At 65.3% G+C, this 17,132-nt stretch carries 12 protein-coding genes; 5 read left to right on the top strand and 7 right to left on the bottom strand.

Annotation, left to right across the window (positions count from 1 at the left end; genetic code table 11):
* Positions 1-188: 188 nt before the first annotated feature.
* Complete coding sequence (locus tag RMP10_RS02750; protein ID WP_310568943.1) at positions 189-1,076, bottom strand: LysR family transcriptional regulator; 888 nt, start codon at positions 1,074-1,076, stop codon at positions 189-191.
* A 166-nt stretch (positions 1,077-1,242) separates the two neighbouring features.
* On the opposite strand from RMP10_RS02750, the gene katG reads away from it, so the two are divergent.
* From katG to RMP10_RS02735, 3 genes are all read left to right on the top strand, one after another.
* Positions 1,243-3,453, top strand: coding sequence for a catalase/peroxidase HPI (gene katG, locus RMP10_RS02745; RefSeq protein WP_345785770.1), 2,211 nt, complete (start codon positions 1,243-1,245; stop codon positions 3,451-3,453).
* Positions 3,454-3,552: 99 nt separating this feature from the next.
* Complete coding sequence (locus tag RMP10_RS02740; protein ID WP_310568941.1) at positions 3,553-4,083, top strand: CHRD domain-containing protein; 531 nt, start codon at positions 3,553-3,555, stop codon at positions 4,081-4,083.
* A 99-nt stretch (positions 4,084-4,182) separates the two neighbouring features.
* Entirely contained in the window at positions 4,183-5,301 is a 1,119-nt protein-coding gene (locus tag RMP10_RS02735; RefSeq protein WP_310568940.1) for an NAD-dependent epimerase/dehydratase family protein, read from the top strand.
* A 70-nt stretch (positions 5,302-5,371) separates the two neighbouring features.
* On the opposite strand, the gene RMP10_RS02730 is transcribed toward RMP10_RS02735, so the two are convergent.
* The 5 genes from RMP10_RS02730 to RMP10_RS02710 all read right to left on the bottom strand — a co-directional run bounded on the left by RMP10_RS02730 (position 5,372) and on the right by RMP10_RS02710 (position 12,797).
* The gene (locus RMP10_RS02730; protein WP_310568939.1) at positions 5,372-6,550 is read right to left on the bottom strand and encodes a 6-bladed beta-propeller; all 1,179 of its coding nucleotides are present in this window, start codon (positions 6,548-6,550) and stop codon (positions 5,372-5,374) included.
* Complete coding sequence (locus tag RMP10_RS02725) at positions 6,544-7,056, bottom strand: hypothetical protein (RefSeq protein WP_310568938.1); 513 nt, start codon at positions 7,054-7,056, stop codon at positions 6,544-6,546. The genes RMP10_RS02730 and RMP10_RS02725 overlap by 7 nt, the downstream gene beginning before the upstream one ends.
* A gap of 9 nt (positions 7,057-7,065) precedes the next feature.
* Positions 7,066-10,011 (bottom strand): serine/threonine-protein kinase, encoded by a 2,946-nt coding sequence (locus RMP10_RS02720; RefSeq protein WP_310568937.1) that lies wholly within the window; start codon positions 10,009-10,011, stop codon positions 7,066-7,068.
* A complete protein-coding gene (locus RMP10_RS02715; RefSeq protein ID WP_310568936.1) occupies positions 10,008-10,844 on the bottom strand; it encodes an NAD(P)H-binding protein in 837 nt (278 codons plus the stop codon). The genes RMP10_RS02720 and RMP10_RS02715 overlap by 4 nt, the downstream gene beginning before the upstream one ends.
* A 126-nt stretch (positions 10,845-10,970) precedes the next feature.
* On the bottom strand, positions 10,971-12,797 hold the full coding sequence (locus tag RMP10_RS02710) for a tetratricopeptide repeat protein (RefSeq protein WP_310568935.1): 1,827 nt from the start codon (positions 12,795-12,797) through the stop codon (positions 10,971-10,973).
* 105 nt (positions 12,798-12,902) lie between these two features.
* On the opposite strand from RMP10_RS02710, the gene RMP10_RS02705 reads away from it, so the two are divergent.
* A complete protein-coding gene (locus RMP10_RS02705; protein ID WP_310568934.1) occupies positions 12,903-13,457 on the top strand; it encodes a hypothetical protein in 555 nt (184 codons plus the stop codon).
* A gap of 56 nt (positions 13,458-13,513) precedes the next feature.
* Positions 13,514-14,995, top strand: coding sequence for a DUF4173 domain-containing protein (locus RMP10_RS02700; protein ID WP_310568933.1), 1,482 nt, complete (start codon positions 13,514-13,516; stop codon positions 14,993-14,995).
* Here the strand turns inward: RMP10_RS02700 and RMP10_RS02695 are convergent.
* Positions 14,992-17,132: amidohydrolase family protein (locus RMP10_RS02695; protein WP_310568932.1), on the bottom strand; the 2,141-nt coding region annotated here is incomplete at its 5' end. The genes RMP10_RS02700 and RMP10_RS02695 overlap by 4 nt on opposite strands.

Raw genomic sequence — 17,132 nt, 5'->3', positions numbered from 1 at the left:
AACGACGCTCCCGCCCGATACTGCACCCACACCACGTTCTTCTCCGCCCTCGATAGCCCCGGTCGACCTCGCTCCACCATCTCGTTGCTCCAGTGAGTGTGTGCAACTACGCCCTGTTGCACTCACTGGTTGAATCCGCCGCCGTCAGACGACCGACGCCTGTTCACGGAATACTGAATACTGAACCCCTACCCTACCCTCACCACGTCCCGCACGCATTCCACAAACGCCCGCGCCGGCGCCGATTGCCCCGCCCCGCGTCGCCACACGGCCACGATCTCACGTTGCAGGGTGTGGTCGACCAGCGGCACATACGCGCACTGCGGTGTGTTGTGGCGGACCGCCGCCATCGCCGGCACGATCGAGATCCCCACGCCTGCCCCCACGAGCTCCAGCACGGTCGCCAGCTGCGCACTGCGACACACCACACTCGGCGACACCTGCCGGCTCGAGCAGAACCCCGCCACCTGTTCACCGAGACAATGCGCCGGATCGAGCGTGACGGCGGGCGCGTCACGCAGCTGCGACAGGGTAATGCGACCGGCGCGCGCTGCGGCATGAGATGCCGGGACGGCCACCACCAAAGCGTCCGTGCCGAGCAACTCCGTATCGAGATGGTCGAAGGGATAGGGCAGCGCAGCAATCACCACGTCGAGTGCACCGTCCAGTAGCAGCTTGGCCAGCACGGCGCTGTAGTCCTCGCGAAGCTCCACCCGAATGGCGCGGTGACGCGATCGCAGCCGCTGCACGGCCCCCGGCAACACGTACGGCGCCACGGTCGGAATGGCGCCGACACTCAGCGTGCCCGTTCCCTCGGCGCCCTCCCGACGAATCGCGTCTTCCGTATCACGCACGTCGTCGAGAATGCGACGCGCCCGTGGATACAGGGCTTTCCCCGCGTCGGTCAGCGACACCCCGCGCCCATGCCGGTCGAACAGCGGCGCACCCAGGTGCGTTTCAAGCCGCTGGATCTGCCCGGTCAGCGACGGCTGCGAGAGCGAGAGGAGTCGCGCCGCCCGACTTAATGACCCAGCGTCGGCGGTCTCGACAAAAGCGCGAAGCAAGAGCGTGTCCATACACAAGTATAAGCAATAGCTATGGCTTGTATAACATCTATCGCATTGCGGGCTATAGGCTGAGGCCGTATTCTCAAGCAGACGGTACGGGGATAGTCCATGAGCTTGGTCGCGAATCAGACCGCTCATTCAACGCTGCGAAGATCGGGAGATCGCGATGGAAGGCATGGATGGAGAGGGCGCGGGCAAGTGTCCGGTGATGCACGGCGCAGTCGCTGTCGAAAGCAAGACCGCACGGCGCGGTCGATCGAATCGTGACTGGTGGCCGAACGCGCTCAACGTCGGAATTCTTCGTCAGCATTCCTCGCTCTCGGATCCGCTCGGCGCTGGCTTCAGCTATGCCGACGCGTTCAAGTCGCTCGACATCGAAGCGGTGCGGAAGGACCTCACCGCGCTCATGACCGATTCGCAGGACTGGTGGCCGGCCGACTACGGGCACTACGGGCCGTTCTTTGTGCGCATGGCGTGGCACGCCGCCGGCACGTATCGCACGGCTGATGGTCGTGGCGGTGCTTCCGCCGGCACGCAGCGCTTCGCGCCGCTCAACAGCTGGCCGGACAACGGCAATCTCGACAAGGCCCGTCGTCTGCTGTGGCCCATTAAGCAGAAGTACGGCCAGAAGATTTCCTGGGCCGACTTGATGGTGCTCACCGGCAACGTCGCGATGGAGTCGATGGGCTTCACGACCTTCGGCTTTGCCGGTGGTCGCGCCGACGTGTGGGAGCCGCAGGAAGACATTTACTGGGGTTCCGAGACCGAGTGGCTGGGCGACCAGCGCTACACGGGCGATCGCGAGCTCGAGCAGCCGTTGGCGGCCGTGCAGATGGGCCTGATCTATGTGAATCCGCAGGGGCCGAACGGCAATCCCGACCCGATGGCGTCGGCTCGCGATATCCGTGAGACTTTCGCGCGCATGGCGATGAACGACGAAGAAACCGTCGCCCTCATTGCCGGTGGCCACACCTTTGGGAAGGCACACGGCGCCGGCCCCGAAGCATTGGTCGGTGTCGAGCCCGAAGGCGCCAGCATCGACGAACAGGGGCTTGGCTGGAAGAACGCGTTCGGCAGCGGCAAGGGCGAGCACACCATCACCAGTGGTGTTGAGGGTGCCTGGACGCCCAATCCGATCAAGTGGGACACCGGCTACTTCGACACGCTCTTCGGCTACGAGTGGCAGCTCACCAAGAGCCCGGCCGGCGCGCACCAGTGGACGCCGACCGACCCCGCCGCCGCGACGACGGTGCCCGACGCCCACAATCCGGCCAAGCGACACGCGCCGATGATGGCGACGACCGACATCGCGCTCCGCGTCGATCCAGCGTATTTGGCCATTTCGAAGCGTTACCACGAAAACCCCGATCAGCTGGCCGACGCCTACGCCCGCGCGTGGTTCAAGCTCACGCACCGTGACATGGGGCCGCGCGCGCGCTATCTCGGCGCGCTCGTGCCGTCCGAAGTACTGATCTGGCAGGATCCCATTCCGGCGCTGAACCACCCGCTGGTCGATGCGCAGGACATTGCCGCGCTCAAGACCACCATCCTGGCCTCAGGCCTTTCGATCGGGCAGCTGGTCGCCACCGCGTGGGCGTCTGCGTCGACGTTCCGCGGCTCCGACAAGCGAGGCGGTGCCAATGGTTCGCGCATTCGGTTGGAGCCGGCCAAGAACTGGGACGTGAATCAGCCGGTGAAGCTCGCCCGCGCGCTCGAGATCTACGAGACGATTCAGCAGCAGTTCAACGCTTCGCAGACCAGCGGGAAGCAGGTATCGATCGCTGACCTCATCGTGCTTGGCGGATGCGCCGCGATTGAGCAGGCGGCGGCCAACGCCGGGCATCACCTCAACGTGCCGTTCACTCCCGGACGCATGGATGCGTTGCAGGAACAGACGGATGTGCACGCATACGATGTGCTCGAGCCGAAGGTCGACGGCTTCCGCAATTATCAGCAGAACGCCTTTACCGTGCCCGCCGAAGAGCTCTTGGTCGACAGGGCCCAGCTGCTCACGCTCACCGCCCCCGAAATGACAGCGCTGGTGGGTGGACTGCGCGTGCTGAACGCGAACCACGGTCAGTCGAAGCACGGCGTATTCACCGACCGTCCTGAGACGCTCACCAACGACTTCTTCGTGAACCTGCTCGACATGAGCACCGCGTGGAAGCCGCTGTCGGAGGCGGGCGATCTGTTTGAAGGGCGCGACCGGGCGACCGGTGATGTGAAGTACACGGCGACGCGTGTGGACCTGATTTTCGGTTCGAACTCGGAGCTGCGTGCGGTAGCCGAGGTGTACGCACAGAGCGATGCCACGGCGAAGTTCGTGCAGGACTTCGTGGCCGCGTGGACCAAGGTGATGAACCTGGACCGGTTCGAGCTCGCCTGAGTGCCGGGCGACCAACTGAAGGTCGCTCGGAACTACTTGCGCCACTGAGCTATTGAGGGTTCACCGCTGAGACCAGCCGTGAACCCTCAAAAGCATCCTATGTCCACTCGTCCCAACTTTCGCCGCTTCAGCCGTTCCGCCGCTTCCCTCGTGGGCGCATTGCTGGTCGGTGCCGCGCTCGCCAATTGCAGCGACGACGAAACGCCCGTAGCACCCACGCCGCTCGTGAAGTTTCGGGCGACCTTGGTGGGCAGCGAGGAAGTGCCGCCCGTGGTCACCGCCGCTACCGGCAGCAGCGAGTTTACACTCAGCCGCACAAACGACACGTTGTTCGTGAGCATTACGGTGAATGGCCTCTCCAATGTTCGGTTTGGCCATTTCCATACCGGTGCCCGTGGTGCAAACGGCGCGGTCGTCGCCACATTGGTCGAGCCGCCCACTCTGACGGGCCCTCAGAACGGACGTATCGGCCGGCAGTTCATCACCGCGACCAACCTGAGCGGAACGCTCGCCGGCCAGCCGCTCAGCGCGTTGGTCAGTCAGCTGCGCGCCGGTGGCATTTACGTGAACCTGCACACCGACGCCAACGCTGGTGGCGAGCTGCGTGGCCAGGTGGCGCTGGTTCCGTAACGCCTAGTGTCGGTGCAGCAATAGGGATACTCTTGGCGGAGCACGGTGATTTCACCGGCGTCTCCGCCAAGTTGTTTCCGTCCCTCAGCCCCGCGCATCATGTACAGCCGTCGTGAATTCATCGGGACCGGTCTTGCTGCGTTGGGCGCCGTATCCACCTTCGATCCGCGCGTGCTCATGCCCGCTCGCGCGGCGAAGAAAATCCTCATTCTTGGCGGCACCGGCTTCGTCGGACCGCACGACGTGCGCGAAGCGCTCAAGCGCGGACATCAGGTCACGATCTTCAATCGTGGCAAGAGTGCGCCCGGCATGTTCGGCAAGGATGTCGAAGAGCTGGCCGGTGATCGCGCCAACGACCTGAGCGCGCTGAAGGGTCGGAAGTGGGACGCCGTGATCGACGAATCCGCATCACTCGCGAGCGCACCGGAGTGGGTGAAGCTTTCGGCCGAGCTGCTGCGCGACAACGTCGATCAGTACCTGTTCATCTCCACGCGCTCGGTCTATCAGGACCTCAGTCGCGTGCCGATGTCGATCGAGGCGCCGGTACTCACGCTCGAAAACTCGCCCATCGAAGCGGGCAGGCCGCTCAGTTACGGACATGCGAAAGCATATGCCGAGAAGGCCGCGCATGCCGCGATGCCGGGGCGCGTCACGGTGGTGCGTCCGGGGCTCATCGTGGGGCCGGAGGACGACACCGATCGCTTCACGTACTGGCCGGTGCGTATCGCGCGTGGCGGTGACGTGCTGGTGCCGGGTGATGGCACCGATCACGTGCAAATCATCGACGCGCGTGACCTCGTGAAGTTCTGCATCACGCTGGTCGAGAACCGCACGTATGGGGTATTCAACGGCGTCGGTCCACAGATGGGACAGCCGTTCAAAGAGTTCGTCTCGCGCATTCAGAAGGGCGTTGGCAGCAGCCCCACCTATACGTGGGTAGATGCCGATTTCCTGCGTGCGAACGGCGCCAATCCCTATGGCCGCGAACTGCCAGTGTATCAGGTCATGCGCGGACGCACGGCCGGATTTGCCCGGATCGACATCACGCCCGAGCTCAAGGCGGGGCTGGTGGTGCGCCCGATGGAAGACACCGCGCGCGATACACTCGCCTGGTGGAAGACGCTGCCAGCTGCGCGCCAGGCGGCGATCAAGACGGGCTTTACGCCGGAGCGTGAAGCAGCCCTGCTGGCACTCTGGAAGGCTCGCACCCCGAAGTGAGCGAGGGCAAGACGGCGTTTCGTGCCGATGTGGCGCTGTCGGAGCTGTGGCTCGCGACGGGCGACTGAACTCAGCGTGCGATGCGGTAGATCCCGATCACAGCCGTGCCGTCGTCGTCGTTCTTGATCGGGAAGAGCACCACGTCGGGACCGAGAAAGCCAAGTGGCAGCGATCGCCCACTGGCCGTGCCCAGATAGTGGCCATCGCGATCGAATACATCGGTGCGTGGCGTTTCGTCCGCGAACGTGTACCGCTCCACCCACAACGTGCCATCGGGTGCGACCACCATGGCGCGGATTACCGGAAGCGTCGGCGCCACGCCGACCTTTTCGCCCACCTCGGCGCTCGGCGTCACGCACTCGCCATCGCGACCGAAGCGGACCTTGAGTCCCTCCGGGTACAACTTGGCCGCATCCGTGGTCTTGGCAGCCATCGGGGCCACGTCACGTCGCACGCTGCGCTCTCGCCGGCCGTGGCGTGAGATGTCCACGACGTAGGCAGACTGCTGCGTGGAGATGAGGCGATCGCCGTCCACCGTCCACGCGATTTCGCTGGAGAACAGCGGCGGCAACGCGAGCCCGACACACTTGAACATCACCATCTTCGGGCGCGGACTCAGCGTGGAGTCGATCGCGAGGGTATCGCGCGAGGTCCATCGTTCGAGACGCCGCACTTGGACCGTCGTGTCGCCCACGATGTCGATCGCGGTGTACAGCGTGTCCCCACGACGACGCACCGTGCCCCACGGGCGACCGCGTGCGGTGATGAGTTTACGCTCAGGGAGCACGGCACCGGCCGGGTCCCACGAAAGAAGCGCCTGCTTGGCGTGGTCCATGACCGACACGCTGCCGTCACGGTCGACGTCGATGCCCTCCGGATACTCCATCTCGCCGGGTCCGCCGCCGCGACGCCCTACCGTTCGTATCCAGGTGCCCGACGAATCGAAGACGTGGATCTGATTGGAATGTGCGGCATCGAGCACCGCGACGTGCGAGGAGCCATCCGTCGCCACCGAGAACGGTGAGACGTTGTCGAACGACTGTACACCGGTGTCCGCGCCGCCAATGCGACCGAGCTCGGCAAACGTCCACCGGAGTGGCACATCGGTCGCCGACCCACGCACAATTGTCACGCCTGACGAATCGGTAGTATCGGTGTTGCTCGCTGTGCGCGCGCTGTCGCCGCAGCTCGCAGCCAACACCGAGGCCAGTACCAGCCCGAACACCATCGGGACGCGCCTGCTCAGCATTCTTTGCCACCGCGCACACCGCTGATGCTCACGAAGAGCGAATCGCCGCGCGACCCGTCGCCCGCGCGCCTCATCGGCACGGCGATCTGCACGCCGCAGCGTGACGGTGCACTCGATGGGTTGCGACCTCCCGCACTGATGCCGAGCGTGTACGACGTGGCCGCCTCGACCGGACCGAACGTGAGCTGTGCCTTCGCGGCGGTGTCGGCATCGGCGCCCAACATCACCACCGTGATCGGCAGCGTCGCCCCGGTGTCGAGCGGCATCACCCCCGACACGAGAAACGGGTGATACGGTGTCAGCTCGATGCCACGCAGGCTTCGGAGCTGTTCGCCCGAACCGACGGACACGCGGAGCGGCTCCGCGCTGGTGAATGCCGAGTCCTGCGCGTAGTACGACACCTTCAGCGTGGACTCCGGCGTCTTCGGCGTGGCGCAGCCGATGCACGCGAGGGCGAGACTCACGAGTGCGTACGCGCGAACCATTCGGGTTCCATAAGTGGTCATGCTTGCAAGCTACCGAACGCGCGCCAAGCCCGCTCGAGCGGCGGTAACCGTCTCCTGTACCGCCGCGTCACCGCCGCCCCAATGCGCAACCACGCGCGCGTACCACTTTCGTGCGCTGGGGCGATCCCCCATCCGTTCGGCGATCTCCGCGCGCAGCAGCATCATCGGCGCGGCGTTCAGTGCCGACATGGCCGTCGGGATCGCGCGATCCAGCACGCGCGCCGCATCGGCATCACGTTTGGCCTGCACGAGCAGCCTGCTCGTGGTGGTGGCGGCACATGGAGCACTGCTACACATCGCCATCGGCAGGGCGAGCAAGCCGCGCAACGCGGCCGCCGTGTCACCACGGGCGAGTGCCAGATACGATCGCGCGACGTCTCCGTAGTGCGCGATGCGGTCCTGTCCACGTGCCCGTGCCGCCACATCGACACTGTCGAAGGCGCTCACAAGCAGCTGTAGCGACGCGGTATCACGCGCACCGGCATACAGCGCAAACATCGACCCCAGCGTCGCGGGTTGACGTGTGAGGAGTGGCCGCGCCTCACTCAGGAGATCCGCCGACGGCAGCTGTCCCATCTGCGCCAACAGCGCACGCTCGCTGAACGTGAGCAGTTGTGGCGTCGCGATCAACTTGCCGCGCTGCGCCTGGGCGAACAGCAGCCGCTGGGCAAACGCCGCCGAGTCGGGAAGGCTCGGGTTCGCCGCCAGTCGTGCCGATTGGTGCGCAGCGATAGCCAGCGACAAGGCGCTCGCCTCCGGCGACGTCCCCAGATCCTGCAGACTCTTCGCCGCATACGCCAACGGCAGCGAATCGATCGTCGCCTTTGCCAAGGCGCTTAACGACGGCGCCGAGTCGAGCAGACTGGCCTGCAGCGCGTAGTAGGGCGCCGCGCTGGGCGGAGACAATCGTTGCAGCCCGCGCGCGTAGGTCGCCGCCTCGCGCAAGCGGCCCGTGCGTAGCGCCAGCCCGTAGGCGTGGACGTACGGGACCAGCAGCATCGAGTCGAGTTCGATCGCCCGCGCGAAGTCCCGAAGTATCGCGGTATCCAACACGCCGGCCAGCTCGCCGAAGTGATATCCGGCATCGCCCAGCTCGAGCCACAGCTCGGCGTCACTTGGATACCGACTCGTGGACCCGCGAAGTGCGGTGAGCAACTCCGTGACGGCGGGAATGTCGTTGATCGCTTCATTCGCCGCTGGTGTGCGCCGTACGACGGCCAAGCGGAGCGCGTCACCGTGCAGTAGCAGGCTGTCGCGGGGACTGCCGCCGCGGAATAGGCGAATAGCCCGGTCGAGTGCCGCCTGCGCTTCCGGCGCGGCTTCGCGCCCCGTGCGAATGTAGACCGATGCCACGCCGCGCCAGCCCAGCGCGAACATCGAGTCGCTTGCCACGGCCGCTTCGAATGCCAGCTGCGACGAGTCCACTACGCCGCGTCGATAGAACTGCTGTCCCTGCAGGTACAATTTGAGCGCCGCCAACGACGACGTGCCCATCGACGAAATGCGCGCGCCCTTGGCCAGCGAGCCACTGCCCCCCATGGCACGCAACAGCCGCAGCGCGAGCGAATCGGCCAGCGCATCGATGCGTAGCGTGGGCCCGCTGACGTCGACTTCCTGACGCACGGCGCTGTCGGCGACATTGACCAGGGCCGCGCGCAACCTCACCGAGTCCCTGCCCAACGGACTGATGTCGCCGAACAACACCAAGCCGGCGCCAAGGGATGTGCCGAGCGCCGTGGCCGTCGTGACGTCGGCCCGGTCGGGTGATTGCGCAATACTCATGGACGGCGACACCGAACGCAGTGCCCCGGCGCCATCGAGGCTGCGCGACAGAATGTCCACCAGTCCTTCACGCCACACATTGAGCGACGCATCGCGCACCGCAAACGGCATCACCGCCACCAGCGAGTCATCCGGTCCGGTGGCCTTGGCGGGTGCACGTGTGGCAAACCACCCGACCGCGGCGACGGCGGCAAGCGCGACACCGCCGATGAGCAAGCCGCGCGTGCCCCGGCGCGTCGAGACGTTGGCCGCGCTTGTCGAGGGGCTCGCGGCCGTCGTGCCAGCCGCGTACTGCCCCGTCGTGCCGGTGCGTGACGCCGACGCCGCATCGGCCAAGTGCTCGAGCACATCCGCCGCCTGTTGCGGGCGATCGACCGGATCCTTCTCCAGGCATTGCATCACGAGTCGGGCAAGCGGCTCGGGCACATCAGGACGTCGCGTGGCCACCGGCACTGGTGCTTCCGACAGATGGGCAATCAACTGCGCGTGTGCCGGTCGATCGCCGAATGGTGTGGATCCGGTCAGCAGCTCATACGCCATCGCACCGAGTGCGTAGATGTCGGCGCGATGATCGGTATCGGGGTCCCCGGCGCCTTGCTCCGGCGCCATGTACGCCGGACTTCCCAGTGACGTGCCCATGCGGGTCAGCTGGCTATCGCTCGACGCCGTGCGGGCCGAGCTCATCGCCTTGGCGATGCCGAAGTCAGTGACCAGCGCCGCCCCGCCGGAGAGCATCACATTGTCCGACTTGATGTCGCGGTGCACCACACCACGGCCATGGGCGTAGGCCAGCGCGCGCGTCACGTCGTTGAGCACGAGAAGAACGTCCGCGATCGGCATGGTGCGCCCGCCGCCAACCCGCTCGCGCAGCGAGGCGCCCTCGACGAACGGCATCAGGTAGAACGGCAGCCCCTCGCTGGTCACTCCGGCGGACAGCACCGGAACGATGTTCGCGTGCTGCAGGGCCGCGGCCAGCGCGATCTCGCGGCCGAACCGTTCCACCGACAGCTCCTGCGCCAGCTCCGGTGACAGCATTTTGACCACCACCTCGCGCTCGAGCGTCTGGTCGCGGGCGAGGAAGACGCGGCTCATCCCCCCGCCGCCCAATTCACGCCCGAGCTGAAAGGCGGCGCCGAGCGCAGCCTGCAAACTTTCGCGAAGCGTGTCGGTCATGATCGCACGAAGGCGGCTCGGTAGTCCTTCAGGTAGGCAGTCATCGTCCGAGCTGAACGACCCGTGATGAGTGGTACGGCATCAGTCACGCGCTCCGCGTCGCCGCGCTTGAAGTAGTCGAGCGTGAGCAGAATAAACTCCGCGTACGGTTCGGGAAGTCCGGCACCTAACAATCCGGCGCGCATATCATCCCGGCTGATCTCCTGGTAGCGAATGGCACGACCGGACTCGGCGCTCAGTAGCTGCGCGACCGCTTCGTAGTCGAGCGCCTCACCACCCGTGAGATCGAAGGCGCGATTGTCAAACGTGTTGTGCTGCAGCAGTGCGGCAGCCACCGATGCAATGTCGCGCGCATCGATAAAACTTCCTTTCGCGGTGCCAGCGGGCAGCATGATCGCGTCGGCGTGAGCGATACCGTGCAGCCAATAGCTGTTCAAGTTCTGCATGAATGAATTCGGGCGGATCACATTCCACGCGATGCCAGACGCTTCCACCTCGCGCTCCACCGTGCGCATCGGCGCCGAAAGCCCGGTGTCGACACCGATAGCCGTCATGAGCACCAGCTTCTGCACACCATGTTCGCGGGCCTGCTCGACGACCGGGCCAAGTAATTCATCGACATTCACATGTCCCGTCGGCGACAGCAGGAAGGCGGCATCGACGCCTTGCATGGCATTCGCGAGGCCGTCACCAGACAGCAGATTGACGTGCACCGCACCGGCGTCAGCGGTGCGACTCGTGGCCCGTCGAACGGTATGACCAACCTGTTCGAGCGACTGCGAGAGTTCGCTGCCAACGGATCCGTTCGCGCCGAGGACGAGGATGGTTTTCATGAGCGGAGAGGAGGCATGAGGAAGGAAGCAGGTCAAAAGTAAGCTCCTACACAGCCACATGGGTCATGTGTGATGCCCACCGGCCTGCACGGCATGCACGCCGCCGTACGCCCCCGACGCGCCTGATCAGCAGGCCGGCGACTGCGCGGAGCTGGGTACGCCGACGCGCGTGAGGAGATCACGAAACCGTTTCGCACCGCGCAGCCGATCCAAGGCGTACTTCACGCCGGCAAAAATAAGATACGGATTGCGCTGGCGGTACGCGCCGTAGAGGCAGTCGAGCGCCGGCTCAATCTCACCCATCGCGGCCAGTATCTCGGCGCTGTTATAGAGCGCAGCCGCGCAGTCGCTTCCGCGTCCGTGGAGTTCCGCGAGTATCCGTCGCGCGCCGGCATGGTCGCCCGCGCATGCCAGTGCACGTCCGAGCTGCGAGAGGTACATCGAGCTGCGCCCCGTCGTCCACACCGCGTGTTCAAAGGCAGTGATCGCACCCGCAAAGTCACCCATCCCTTCGCGCGCCATGCCGCGTATCCATTGCGCCTGCACCAAGGTGGGATGCGCCTCGATGACCAACTCCGCTTCCTGCTGCGCACGCTCGAATTGCCGACCGAAGATGCAGCACAGGGCATAGTACACACTGTGTCCGGGATTCTCCGGCGTTTCGTCACGCGCGCGGTCGAGCAGCGCCAGCGCCTCGTCGGTGCGATTCGCGGCGGCGAGGAAATACAGCGCATACGAATGCCGGGTCACCGTTGACGCGGGATCGACGCTGATTGCCTTCTGATAAAGGGACTCGGCCGCCTGCCAACCGTAATCGTAACAGAGCGTAACGTGGGCGAGCACCGCGTGCGCTTCGCCCAATTGCGGATCGAGTCGGCTGGCGCGCGCCGCATGCGCCTTCGCGCGCGCCCACACATCGCTGCCCGGATAGTCCACGTAGACGGCCGCCTGGCACAGCGCAAAGCCGAGTCCCGCGTGCGCTTCGGCATAGTCCGGGCTCAGTCGAATGGCGTGCTCGAAGCCGTCAATCGCCTTCATGATCGTGAGCGGCGAACGTTGCGCGGCGAACGCGCGTGCCTTCAGATGCCACCGTCGGGCCTCGGGCGAGACGCTGCGCGCACGCGCCATCGTATTCGTGACGGGCGCGACGTACGCTGGTGGGGCGAGTGGGGTGTTCAAGGCGCGTCCGGCCTCTTCCGTCTCGGGCGATAGGGCGATCTCGAGGGTCTCGCGAAATCGCACCGCGGCCTCGTCATAGAGCGCCACCGCACCACGGCGATCTCCGGTTTCGCTGAGCAGCGTGATGCCGGCGCGCAGCAACGCTTCATCATACGGTGACCGCTCTACCGCGAAGCGCACCAACGCAGCGGCGCCAGCCGCGTCGCCGTTGGCGCTGCTTTCTCGCGCGAGCCCCATCGCGCCGCGCATCGCTTGGCGATGCACGCGGTCACGCTCGATCGAGAGCCACGCCGTGACGTCGGACCCTTCGAACAGGGTGAAGCCCGACAGAAGCGGTCCGCGATACAGCGCGAGTGCTTCGCGTAGGCGTCCCTGCCCGAGCAGCAGATCAAACGTGGTCGCGTCGACGTGGACGCGCGCGGCAGACAGTCCGATGCGCTCCTGTCCAATCACCACCAACGCATCAGCCGGGAGATAACGCTTCAGCAGGAAGACACTTTGCCGCAGCGCGTTGCGCGCGCGTGTGGTGTCCGAGTCGGGCCAGAAGAGGGCGAGAATTTCGTCGCGACCTCGGAGATCACTGCCGGCGAGCGCCAGATACGCTAACAGCGCGAAGGCTTTCGGCTTGCCGAGCAGTTCCGCGGCCAGCGGCGCGCCCAGACCGGTGAATCGCGGCATGCCAAACAGGCCAAGCGTGAGCGGGTGCGCTGTGTCGTCGTCCTCGCCCCTCAACAAGCGCACGGCGGGTTGGTTCGAAAGGTTCGGGGCATTCATCGGACGAAGCGCCGACTGAAGCCAGCTAACGATCAACTAACGCAAGGAATGTACGATGGCGCAAGGAACTCGCCCGCCCTTCTCACCCCTGTTTTGGAGTAGCACATGCCGCACCACACGACTCGTTTACTCACGCGATGCCTCGTCGCCGTCGTCGGCCTGCTTTCGTCCGGTTGCAGCGACGCAACACCGACCATGTTGGAGCCAGAAGCCTCGCGCACCGCGAGCACGCTGGCGAACTGTGATCAGGTGCGCGTTGAAACGACCGCCACCCTCGGCACGATCGAATACGCGCCGGGCCAGTTCACCGTGGGCGCACTTCCGTTCCCGGCGACCATCGGCGGCGTGAGCGGCATACTCGGGTCGATCGTGACCGGACTGGATCCGTCTGGCAAGACAGCACAAGGCGCCCAGCACCTGACGCTGATCCACTTCTTCGCCTCAGAACAAGGCGGATTTACCACGATCGACCGTGCGGTGTGCGCTCCTGCCGGGAAGGATGCCGGGACGTGCCGCGTGAACGATGTATTGACGGTCGTGAGCGGCACGGGTGTGTTCTCTGGCGCCGAAGGGTCGCTCCGCAACCACGGTATCATCGATTTCAACACCAACTCACTATCAGTCTCGCTCCGCGGCCGGATTTGCCGATCCCAGGCGTAATGCACCATAATGTACTTTGTACTAAAAAGTACTTGCTTTTCTGAACTACTTGTCCGATGTTCGTATCCATGGAGACGAGCATCGGCGTTCAGGAACCACCGCCGGGTGAAGCGGTGCATAGCACCGCTCGCCTATGGGCGTCCGCTGCGGCAGTGGCAGCCCTCGGGGCGTGGGTACTGTTTGACGCACATCCGGGCCTCAACTGGCCGCTCTGGACCGGCGCCGCCGCCGCCGGACTGATTGCGCTACACCGCCACAAACGCGCCGACTCGAGCGCGAATCCCGTGTTGCTGCTTGGCATCGCCGCCACAACAATCGCCGGCGCTGCGGCCGTCACGGCCAGCAACCGGCTGCACGCCGTGATCTTCGCCAGCGTGCTCGTGCTGCTGGCCATGCAGATGCTGCTGTCCGTCGATCCGTCGTGGTCACGAATCACCGCACGCTTCGCGGTCACGGCGCCCCCGGTGGCGCTGTTTCATGCGGTGCTCTGCGCGCTGCGTCGCGCCGTCGAGGCCACGGAGCACATTCGCTCCACGCGAGCGCGCGCGTGGATCCGCGGTCTCGCGTTGACCATACCGGTCTCGATCGTGTTCGCGCTGCTCCTGGCCGAGGCCGATCCGACCTTGGCGCGGTGGCGTGATGCCATCGACGCGATCGTGTCGCACTGGGCATTTCTGCCGCGCGTCGTGTTCTTCACCGCGCTGCTGGGCCTTGTGGTCGGTGCGTATGGCTATGCGTTGACCGCTCCGACCATGGCGTCGTCTTCCGTGACGCGAGAGCCCGCACGTTGGCTCGGCGCAACCGAGCGCGTAATGCTGCTCGCCGCCGTGACCGCATTGCTATGGCTCTTTCTCGCGCTGCAAGTCGGCTATCTGTTCGGATCGCTGCCCCGCATGGCGGCAACCGATATGACATTTGCCGAGTATGCGCGACGCGGATTCGGTGAGCTCACCATCGTGGCATCTGCCAGCGCCGTCCTAATTCTTCTCTCAGAGCGCTACGGACAACGCGACCGGCATGCACCCATGGCCCGCGTGCTCGCGCTCGCACTCGTCGTGGCCGATCTGCTGGTGCTCAGCTCCGCCTTCCACCGCGTGATGCTGTACGAGGCCGCATATGGCTTCACCACCGCCAGGCTGTACGCGCAGGCCTACATGCTGATCGTCGCGGCCGCGCTCGCGCTGCTCGCACTCGAGGTAGCGCGCGGTCTCGACACCGGTCGGCTGTTCCGTCGCACGGCGACCGTCGCCGTGGTGTTGTTCGTGGGGCTGCTGTACTGGAACCACGAGTCGTGGATCGCACACCGCAACATCGAGCGGTTTGCCAGCACCGGTCAGCTCGATGTGGCCTACCTCACCGGCGAACTCTCAGCCGATGCGGTTTCGGCCATCGTCAATGCGCTCACGTTGCTGCCCGAGCCAACGCGCACCGAGCTTCGCACCGCGGTGCAAAGGCGCTACGCCACGCACCCGCTGCCGGCCAGGGAACGCTGGTTCGAGTGGAATCGCTCTCGGGTCCGAGCGAAGGCGTCGTTCTAGCGCTTCACTGCCGGATCCTCGGTCCACCACCACTGCGGCGGCAACGGCTTCGCCCGCGGCCACACTTCATCGAGCGTGTTGCCATCGTAGAGCCGGCCGTTCTTCATCACGAAGCGCACCGAGTTCGTGTTCTTGATGTCGGTGAGCGGATTTCGATCGAGCACCTGCAGGTCGGCCAGCTTCCCCACCTCGAGCGAGCCCAGGTCCTTGCCGAGCCCGATGGCTTCCGCTCCATGTAATGTGCCGGCGCGCAGCGTCTCGAACTCACTGAGCCCACCGGACTGCATCATCCAAAGCTCCCAGTGCACACCGAGTCCCTGCAGCTCGCCGTGAGAACCCAGACCCACCCGACCACCCGCCTTCACCATCTTGTTGAGCTGTTCGGCGAGGCCCTTGTAGATGTACTGATCGTCGCGGTTGTACGGCAGCGACTTCCACGCATCGAGTTCGTCGTGCGGCGTGAACCGACGCAGCTTGATGTCCTCGTCCACATTGTAGTGCGTGAGCCAGTAGTTCAGTCCGACCGGACCACCGTATCCCACGACCAGGGTGGGCGTGTAGGTGATGCCGCTCTCCGCCTGCAGCTGCACGACATCCTTGAACAGCGGGAAGATGGGCATCGCATGCTCGAGCCCCGGATAGCCGTCCTGCATCAGCGTGAGATTCATCGTGAGGTTGGAGCCACCCTCGGTCGTGGCCGTGAGCCCCAACTCCTTCGCCGCCATGATCACCCACTGCCGCACCTTGCGGTCGCCGGCGAGATACTGCTTGATCGTCTTGGTATTGTAGTGATCGGCGTAGCGACGCAGTACATCGCGCGCTTCGTCCAGGCTTTTGATGTTGTCGGCAGCGAAGATGCCGGGGCCGGTGGAATAGAGACGCGGTCCGATCAGCGCGCCCGTTTCCATGAGATCGGAGTACGTGAGAATATCGGTGGCCGACGTCTGCGGATCGCGCTGCGTGGTGACGCCGTAGGCGAGGTTCGCCAGCAGCTGCGTGACCTGATCACGATGCACGCCCCAACCGAACCAGTTGTGCGCGTGGATATCGACGTATCCGGGGAGAATCGTTTTGCCGCTCATGTCGATGTCGCGCGCACCGCTGGGAATGCTCACCGTGCCGCTGGCACCGACCGCGGTGATGCGATTGTCGGTGACCACAACATCACCACGCTCGATCACGCCGCTGCCTTGCATCGTGATCAGTCGCGCGTTTCGCAGCACGACGACACCGCGCGGCTTGTCTTTGGCCGCGGTGATCGTCACGTCGACACGTCGCGCCTCGTAGGCGCGCGCCGATACACCTTGTGGCGTGCGGGTGGTATCACGTGGCGCGCCTGGCGCTGGTGCACCCGCCGTAGCTGGCGGCGCACTGGCGATCGAATCGGCGCGCGACACGGAATCGCGGATCGCTACGTCGGCGGTGCGCACATCGTACTGGAACCAGCTGCGCCCGATTGAATAGAACGCCGTCGCGCCGGTGGTCGACCATCCGATGAACTCGCCGCCCACGCGCGTGAGTCGAGCCGTGGGTACCGAACTTGCCGAGACCGCCACGGCCGGAGCCTGACCCACCACCGGTGGCACGGTGATCATGAAGACATTGTTGTTGGCGAGCACGAGCGCGCGGCTTCCGTCTGGCGACAATACGACTTCGTCGGGCGACGGCGGCGGTGGCGGCGTGGCGCCCGGCGGCAGCACCTGCGCCGGCGGTGGCGGGCCCGCGACGCGCACCACCACCTTTCGATCGGTGCCGTCGAAGCGCATCGAAATCAATCCTTCAGTACCCGCCCATACATACAGGCGCGTACTGTCGGGTCCCACGTGAGGCACGTTGCGCCCCTGCTGTGATTGACCGCTGCCGGTCCACGCAATACGCGTGACCTCACCTCCCGCGGCCGGCAGCGTGATGTACTCCAACTCGCCGTTGGCGATGTTGCCGAAGTCTTCGAACTGCCGCAAACGACTGTACCGTGAACCTCGCACGGCCATGATGTGCGACCCGTCTTTCGTGTACGCGATCTTGTCGTAGAACGCCGCCGCCCGCGTGAGACGCTCGGCCGGAGCGCTGCCGTCGGCGCGCACGCGATAGATGTGTCCACCCACCGTGTCACTCCAGGTGACATACGCGAGGTAGC

It is taken from the genome of Gemmatimonas sp., from assembly GCF_031426495.1.
Classification (GTDB): Bacteria; Gemmatimonadota; Gemmatimonadetes; order Gemmatimonadales; family Gemmatimonadaceae; genus Gemmatimonas.
This window is presented reverse-complemented; position numbering and strand designations above follow the sequence as displayed.